The sequence below is a fragment of the Streptococcus sp. E17BB genome, from assembly GCF_041807725.1.
Classification (GTDB): Bacteria; Bacillota; Bacilli; order Lactobacillales; family Streptococcaceae; genus Streptococcus; species Streptococcus entericus.
In genome coordinates this window covers 1-6299 of record NZ_JBGTZC010000015.1, presented here as the reverse complement: position 1 = coordinate 6299, position 6299 = coordinate 1, and the positions used below count along the sequence as shown (strand labels likewise).

Genomic DNA, 6299 nt, shown 5'->3' with positions numbered 1-6299 from the left:
TCTTTCAAACTGGAGTTTATCAACCAGGAGACCTGCCAGTCACTAGAAGAACTAACCCTTAAAACCAAGGACTATGTCCACTGGTGGAACCATCATCGCATTCACGGTAGTCTCGATTACCAAACACCTATGGTTAAGCAAGTTATCGCTTAACAAAAACACTTTATAAAAATTGTACAGAAAAGGGGTGCCTTTTCAGTTAATAACTTACTTAATTAAGCATAAGAATCTTAAATCGTATAGTCAATTCCTTTCTAATCATGACTCACATTGTATTATTTAATTGGTAATCGTATTTAATTGTTTAACTTTTTAAGTGAAATCCAAAATAGATTTTATACTTTAAATTTGATTAGTTTTGAAAGAAGGAAGCATTCTAATCCAATAATCCAGATGCAAACTAGCAATTTAATACCTAAGCCTGTTGTAGACTGAATCACTGTGTAATAGTAAGTTACAGGTATAAATAAATTCCAGTCACTTTGAAATGTTATTAATATGATAAGAATAAGCAAAATATTGGGTAAGACTTTAGCTAAAATAGAATCAAATCTTATACAACAAATTTGCATAAAGATAGCTATCGGTAAAAATAAAATAAATGACATTAAATTCGGAAATACTATATTAGTTAATAACATATCAACCCCCATACTACCTAATAAGCCTAAACAAAAAATTGTATAAGTAAAATAACAAATAAAGCATCTAGCTATATTTATCAATACTTTTATATAGATGATTTTCTCGAGTTGATTGGTGTTAATCGCCATTAAATTCCAACCCTTGTTACTATCCTCAATCAACACCTCTCTTAGATTTTGATATAAAATTTGTAGCGGAAAAATCATCAATATGTATATCATTGTATGTAAAACATACCAATACTTATTATAAGAAAGTTCAGAATATGGTTCCGAAATATCTAAAATATATATTTTAATAGCTAGAAATACTATTATCTGAATAAATATATCAGCTAAAATAGATAGGAAAGCTTTACTCTTAATCAATTCATTTTTTAACAACTTCATTTTTATTACCTAAAATACTAAAGTTTCATTTCAAAACTTCTTTTGTTCAATCTCTGAATAAATAAATAAAAAACAAAAATTAACATTATGTTAGCTAGTAAAATCATATAAAATTGATTTTCAGTTACTCTAAATGCATGAGAAAGATAGGTAAACGGTAAATAAATCTCAAAATTATAGTTGTTGTAGTATATGCTAATTGTTAAAATCATTATTAAAATACCAGTTGCTATCATTCCAGAAACCTTCCTTATAAGCAATAAGATTAGAAAATACGTTAATATTATCATCAATGAGGAAACAAATTGAATGGTAAATGTTTTTAAAAAGAAAATCAAACTAATTTCTAAACTGCTATCAATAGCTTTCCCCGTAACGTACAAGCTAATATAATCTGACACCCAAAAAATAAATGTGTACGCCACTGTAATTAACATTTTAGAATTTATTGTGTACTTATTTCTAAAAGGCGATGAAATTAAGGTTAACCACGCATTATTTTCAAATTCTACTGCAAATACTTCGTAAATAATTAAAGACAGAATTAAATAATATAGTTCAGAAAAATAAAACACAGTTTGCTCTTTGAAAATTAACTGCCAGTTAGTTAAAGCAAGTTCATTTTGATGCACCAATAAATAGCCTCGATACCTAAATGTTAAATCTATATATAACAAAACATTTAAAATTATTGGAAAAACGAAAACAAACCACCAGACTCTTTTTCTCTGCTTTAGAAACTCCACTTTAATCATATTCACCTCCATCCAGCTAAACATGATAAATAGGCTTCTTCCAGATTTTTACTATTATATTCTTGTAAAAGGTAATTGCAAGAACCAAAAAATTCAACTTTCCCATAATTAATAATTACAACATCAGTTATTACTTTATCCAGTTCACTAAGAATATGACTCGATATAAAAAAAGTAATACCCTTTGTCTCATGAAGAAAATGAACTAAACGTCTAATTTCAATTACACCTTGTGGATCAAGTCCATTGATCGGTTCATCCCAAATTAGTATTTCTGGATCGCCTAACAATGATGCAGCTATACTTAGTCGTTGTTTCATTCCCATGGAAAAATTTTTTACTTTTTTCTTTTTAACATCTTTTAGCCCTAACATTGATAGATACTCGTTAAGTTTTTCAATATCAAAACTAAGCCCTTTCATATTTGCTATTAACTTCAAATTTTCATAAGCATCAAGATGCCCATAAAATGAGGGCCCCATAACCACACCTATTCTAGATAAGATATTATCAGAATTATGTTCTACTGGTTGATTAAAAATAGTTATTTTCCCAGAATTTGGTTTTAAAATTCCTAGAATCATTTTAATCATTGTAGTTTTTCCAGCTCCATTAGGGCCAACAAAACCATAAATTCTTCCCTTCTTTAAATAGAACGAAGTGTTATGAATAACTTCAGTATCTTTGAAGCTTTTTGTTACATTAATGATTTCAACTATAGTCATTTCTACTCCTTAGTTTGTATCCAAAAAATTATACTTAATTATCATCATTATTTTTATAAAAAAACAATAAACCTAATAATATTCCGAACAACGAGCCTAATGAAATACCATATTCCATTGGAATATCTAACATAGTAGAAAATACTATTCCAATCATCACCCCTAGTGATATTGATATTGAAATAACATCTTCTTTTTCTTTCTTCATTTCTTACACCTCACTTTCTTTTGGTATATAAACTGTAATACTCTCCACCAATAGCCATTAAGTTCATATGATCTCCTGACTCAACAATCTTACCATCTTTCATGACAAAAATAATATCTGCATCTTTAATCGTTGACAATCTATGTGCTACAATTATTTGGGTACAGCCCTGTTCTTGTATATACCTAGTTATTCTATCTTCATTAATAGTATCTAAAGCACTAGTTGCTTCATCTAAAATTACAACACTAGGATTATTTATTAATGCACGTGCCAGCGCTATCCGTTGTCTTTGACCACCTGAAATATTAGACCCCATCTCTGAGATAATCGTATTAAATTTCATCGGCATAGCCATGATTTCATCATAGATTTGGACTGCCTTACAAACTTCCTCTATCTTTCGTGAAGAAACCTCATGTTTTAAAGTTATATTATCTAGAATACTTCTGTTCAATAAATAAGCATCCTGTGGAACTACTCCTAAATTTTTACTTAGTACTTTCTTATCTATTTGATTAATATTTACACCATCAAATAAAACCTCTCCTCTATCAATTTTATATAACCCTGATAGTATTTTTGATAATGTACTTTTTCCTGAACCCGATTGACCAACCAACGCTATTCTCTGTCCTGGTTCAATAGTCAAATTTAAATTTTCGATTACAGGAGCTGAGTCTTTTGAATAAGAGAAAGATAAGTCCTTAATTTCTATTCTTCCTTCTAAATCATAATTTTTAAGACCATTATTAATAGTCTCCTCATTTTCAAGCCAAATATCATTTACTCTATTTAAGTATCCTTTTGCTAAAATATATTGCGTATAAGCATTAAATATTGAAATTTCTGAACTAAATAAAATTGATGCTAGTGTTTGAAATGCAACGACCTCACCTAATAAAATTTTTCCATTTAAAACATTATTAAGTCCAAAAATTAAAATAATTATAGGAGCGAATAATTGAAATACATTTGTAGCTGAATTGTATAAAATATGCACAATACTGCGTTCTTTATACTTAGTCAGTACATTTTTTAAATGCTTAGACCAGTTTTCATATATTTCATCTTCTAATCCCGATATTTTTATTGAAGAAATTGTATTTAAAGCCTCTGTTTCAACTGAGTAAATCAATGATTGTTCCTGTAATTCTCTATTAACCGTATCATACATTATTTTTCTAGTACTAAATAAAAATGAAAAATTGATTAAACTCAATATTAGAGCTATAATCGCTAATGATTTTGAACTTAAAAACATAAATACTACAACACTTAAAATAGTTCCAATATCTACTATTCCTCCAATTACTTGGTTAGTGAATAGCTCCCTAAAGCCACTAAGACTAGAGATTCTGTATAAAATATCTCCTTTTGCTCTGAGTTCAAAAAAGCTATAGGGTAGTTTAAGTAAATGCTTAAATGTAAAACTTTCAATATCCCTACTAAAAAATATATTAGAAAATAGAATCCCTATACTCCTTGCCAAGATAGAAATTAGATACAAACAAAGTAGAGAAAATAAGATTAATAGCGATGTTTGAAAAGAAAATTCACCACCTAATGCAAAATTAATAAAGTTTGAAGTCATTACTGGTACGGAAAGTATTATTAAGTAGCTTATTATTGAAAATAGCAATGTCAAAATCAATCGACCTTTTACTTTTGAAAAACTAGAAAATACTCTTAACCATGGTGAAGGAAACTGTGACTTCCGAGGTCGATAATTTTCGTTAGGAAATGATAACAGTACTATATTACTAAAATGATTCGAAAATTCCTTAAACTCATAATGTAAATATCCTTTAGAAGGATCCATTATATAAACCGTAAGGAATATCCGCTTCTAGTAAATCTTTATATTCAGAATCAATTAGCATTGTCTCAAAATTTTCGCTTCGTATGTATAATCTTCTAAGCAGAATTTTTCTCTCAAAATGCTTTTGGGTAAACTCCGGGCTTAGTGATATGCTTAATAATTGTGAATAATATAGAGTTGGCCTAGGTATAAATCTTCCAACTTTGTTACTAAAAAGCTCATAAATTTTTCCAATGTATACCTCGCTATTATTCATAATCCATCTATATATGCTTTGAAATCCTATTATAATTTCGAATAGATAGTCTTTAGCATCTACAATCTTACCTTTAAACTTAGGATTGTTGTTCTGAGGAGGAATTATATAATATTCTCTCTCAATATGAATATTATCACTGTCAGCTTCTTTGATAAAGTCAGTTTTAAATGTTGAAATTTGCTCACTATTCATACTAACCCCACCAACTTCATTTCCTTTTAAAAATATAGGTAACAGGCCTGTAGTTATTACGGAACTTTCAAATTTTTTAGAAGCCTTTTTGAATGCGGATAGATTATTATCCATATCCACTATATTTGGATGGATTAGTGTTTCTAAATCAATTGGAATTGGATATGCTCCTTTCGCAATAATATTTTCATAATGAAAATCTACAGAATTTAAAGAATAAAGTATTCCTAATAATTCTCCTATTCTGTGATAAAAATTCTTTACATCCAAATCGTTCATACATTCTTCTGTGATAATGTATTCACAAAATCCGTATTTTTCAGTTGAAATATGATTAGGTAGCTTATAATCTAAAATAACATTTTCATTTCGTAAGAATTCCATCATTTTTTCAAACGATTTTTCAAGACTAAGTGAGCGTGGCTTATATATGATAGTGTTTCCATTTGATAAAATAATTTTACTCACACTCTTATTCTTTCTATGTGAATCACCATTTCCCAATTCTATTTTAGTAATCATTACTTTAGAGCCAATTTCACACTCAAGAAGTTCAATAATTTTTACATATTGATCTTGAAAGTGTTGAGTAATTTCTAAATAAAAGTCAAAAGTATTTTTTACAACAGATGAAGTTAGGCGTGTTAACTCGGAAAATCTAGCATAGAAATCCACTAAATTTTTTCTTTCTTTTATATATTTATTCTTGTAATACTCCATTCGATTGACAGAAGTTTCCCCTTGAAGAAATTCTCTAGCTTTTAAAGTAGATATATCTCCAATAATTGACCGATACAGCAAAGTGTTGATTCTATCTGCAACTTCCAATACAGAGTAAGTAATAAATTCATCCGAATCTTCAATATTTTTATTTCGGGAAACCGTAAAAGAAAAACTAGAAAAATATTTGCTAATGAACGGTATAATAATAGAAGAAAATAAATATTTTTCTTCTATTATTTCTTTTAATTGTTTTGGAATAATCTCTAAATTTAAATTCACGAACTTAAATACAATATTTACATCTACATGTTCATAATCTTTATAGGAATTTATAAGTTTCTCGATATAATTCTCTCCTAAATGCTTTGTTAACTCCTTTTCAAATTCTTCTAAACTATATTCTGGAAAATAATTTAACCAGTAATTAACTATACTATCTTTCATTATATCCCCCAACTGATAGCTTCCGGTAATGTCCGCTCCAGTTCTTGAAAGCTGAATAGAGGTATTGATTCTCTTATTCCCCCCAATGGCATCGTTCTGATGTACTCCATTTGTATGATTTTCTTTATACAAAGTGG

Annotated in this window: 7 protein-coding genes; 1 reads left to right on the top strand and 6 read right to left on the bottom strand. The window is 28.4% G+C overall.

The genetic code is table 11. From position 1 onward, the window contains the following. Positions 1-153 (top strand): IS3 family transposase (locus ACERC7_RS05030; RefSeq protein WP_373666330.1); only part of this gene is annotated, 153 nt, incomplete at its 5' end. 182 nt (positions 154-335) lie between these two features. On the opposite strand, the gene ACERC7_RS05025 is transcribed toward ACERC7_RS05030, so the two are convergent. From ACERC7_RS05025 to lanM, 6 genes are all read right to left on the bottom strand, one after another. Continuing rightward, the gene (locus ACERC7_RS05025; protein ID WP_373666316.1) at positions 336-1034 is read right to left on the bottom strand and encodes a hypothetical protein; all 699 of its coding nucleotides are present in this window, start codon (positions 1032-1034) and stop codon (positions 336-338) included. A gap of 17 nt (positions 1035-1051) precedes the next feature. Further along, positions 1052-1789 (bottom strand): ABC transporter permease, encoded by a 738-nt coding sequence (locus ACERC7_RS05020; RefSeq protein WP_373666315.1) that lies wholly within the window; start codon positions 1787-1789, stop codon positions 1052-1054. A gap of 2 nt (positions 1790-1791) precedes the next feature. Continuing rightward, complete coding sequence (locus ACERC7_RS05015) at positions 1792-2514, bottom strand: ABC transporter ATP-binding protein (RefSeq protein WP_373666314.1); 723 nt, start codon at positions 2512-2514, stop codon at positions 1792-1794. A gap of 34 nt (positions 2515-2548) precedes the next feature. Next, a complete protein-coding gene (locus tag ACERC7_RS05010) occupies positions 2549-2722 on the bottom strand; it encodes a hypothetical protein (RefSeq protein ID WP_373666313.1) in 174 nt (57 codons plus the stop codon). 10 nt (positions 2723-2732) lie between these two features. After that, positions 2733-4544 carry a peptidase domain-containing ABC transporter gene (locus ACERC7_RS05005; RefSeq protein WP_373666312.1) on the bottom strand — a complete coding sequence of 604 codons (1812 nt, stop codon included), beginning with the start codon at positions 4542-4544 and terminating at the stop codon, positions 2733-2735. Continuing rightward, on the bottom strand, positions 4531-6299 hold a 1769-nt coding region (gene lanM / locus ACERC7_RS05000; protein ID WP_373666311.1), incomplete at its 5' end, for a type 2 lanthipeptide synthetase LanM. The genes lanM and ACERC7_RS05005, both read right to left, overlap by 14 nt.